This is a genomic window from bacterium, from assembly GCA_024226335.1.
In the GTDB taxonomy this organism is placed as follows: Bacteria; Myxococcota_A; UBA9160; order SZUA-336; family SZUA-336; genus JAAELY01.
This window is the reverse complement of the sequence record JAAELY010000064.1, coordinates 1-1,623: the sequence shown is the minus strand read 5'-3', so window position 1 is coordinate 1,623 and position 1,623 is coordinate 1. Positions and strand designations below refer to the sequence as shown.

The window sequence follows — 1,623 nt, the reverse complement described above, 5'->3', positions numbered from 1 at the left end:
GTGTGGTCGCGCAGGTTGCCCTTCGTGGCCGCCAGGATCGCCTTCTGCTCAGCGGTCGTCAGCGTCGTCGGGCTGAGTCTTGGCATCGCGGTTCTCCGTTGCATTGACGAGGCGTTCGAGCAGGTCGTTCAGCCGGACGAGTTGCCGAGCGATCTCCGGCAGCGTCTGGTTGTAGTACGTGTGCCCCATTCGGGTGCGATAGAAGTCGCTCACGGTCTCACCTCGTTCCAGAGTTCGATCTGTCGTTGCCATTCGGGCTCGGCCACGATGGGTCGTAGTTGACGCTCGCTGATCGAATCGCGGCCAGTTGTAACCAGCGGCAACCCGAGGATCGCGGTCTGAATCTCGGGTGCGAGCAGTAGTAGATTCGTGATCTGCGTCATTCGGGCACGAGTGACGCCGATGGAACGGGCGGCTTCGGCCAGGTCGCGAAACTCTCCAGCGCGGATCTTTTCGTCGATCTTGTGGGCCAGAGCCAGCATTCGCGCCACGCGAGGAATGCGGCCTGCGGGCGCACTGTCGCGCCGTGGTGCGGGCTTGTTCCCGAAGTCGACCCTATGGACGGTCTTTGCGACAGCGGCCTTCACGGCGAAACCTCGGCGGAGAACGCGCCGAATCCCGCGAGCCGCCAGGTGATCTGGAGATTGCCGGTTCCGCCGTCGTACTCGATGGCCTCGATTAGAAGTTGCAATACCCGCTCGCGCTCGGGCGTCAGCAGCACATCCCAGATCGGGTCGAACGCTTCCAGCGCCTGAGCCAGGTCGTCGCGATCGATACTCTGCGCCTTGAGGTCGGCCAGCTCGGTCTTGATCTCCGCCTGCCTCGCCTTGATCTGGGCGAGTCGTTCCTGGGCGGTAGTCAGTTTCTCCGCGACTGCATCGGCAGCCGGTCCGTCGACCCGAGAGACGGCGGCGACCAGGCGCTCGACATCAGCCTTCGCCGGACCGAGATCGTTCTTGAGCCGTCTCGCCTCGAGTCTCAGCCCCCTGGCCTTCGCCTTCACCTCGGCTACAGCCTGCCGGAACGTCTGCTCCTGGAGCGCAGGGTCGGCACCGATGCGGCGGATCTGGTCGACGACGAAGGCTTCGACCTTGTCGGCGTTCATCGACTTGGTGGGGCACGTCGCGTGTCCGTTCTTCTGCGCGGCCCGGCAGGTGTAGTACCGATAGAGCCGAGCGCCCTTGGTCGTCGGGGTGGGGACCATCGCGGCGTCGCACGCGGAGCAGCGGAGCAGGCCACGCAAGAGGAAGCCGTGCCGATTCCGGGCTCCAGCACCGCCGCTTGTTCGATTCTCTGAGAGCAGGCGCTGAACCTGATCGAATAGCTTCTTCGTGACGATCGGATCGTGATCGCCTTTGAAAGTATCGTCGCCGAGCTTCTGCCTGCCGATGTAGAGAGGATTCCGAAGCAGGTTCCGAACGCTGGCGTTGTTCCATTTCTTTCCACCGCACGGTCGCTTCGTTTTCGCAGTCCACGCCTTCGTTCTCCACCCGCGACGGTTCAGTTCCTGGGAGACTTGGACCAGGGACGGCGTCTCGACGTAGAGCTGGAAGATCGATTTGACCTGCTCCGCCTCGGTCTTATTTATCACGATGCGGCCGCCCTCGGGGACAGTGTCGTACC

General features: G+C 63.3%; 3 protein-coding genes. All 3 read right to left on the bottom strand.

All coding sequences use genetic code 11. From position 1 onward, the window contains the following. Positions 1–48: 48 nt before the first annotated feature. The 3 genes from GY725_03085 to GY725_03075 are packed head-to-tail and all read right to left on the bottom strand — an operon-like array spanning position 49 to position 1,591. Positions 49–213: a hypothetical protein gene (locus GY725_03085; protein ID MCP4003160.1), complete on the bottom strand. Its 165-nt coding sequence runs from the start codon at positions 211–213 to the stop codon at positions 49–51. Beyond that, on the bottom strand, positions 210–587 hold the full coding sequence (locus tag GY725_03080; protein MCP4003159.1) for a hypothetical protein: 378 nt from the start codon (positions 585–587) through the stop codon (positions 210–212). Before GY725_03080 ends, GY725_03085 begins: the two co-directional genes overlap by 4 nt. Beyond that, on the bottom strand, positions 584–1,591 hold the full coding sequence (locus GY725_03075; protein MCP4003158.1) for a hypothetical protein: 1,008 nt from the start codon (positions 1,589–1,591) through the stop codon (positions 584–586). Before GY725_03075 ends, GY725_03080 begins: the two co-directional genes overlap by 4 nt. Between the last annotated feature and the right edge of the window lie 32 nt (positions 1,592–1,623).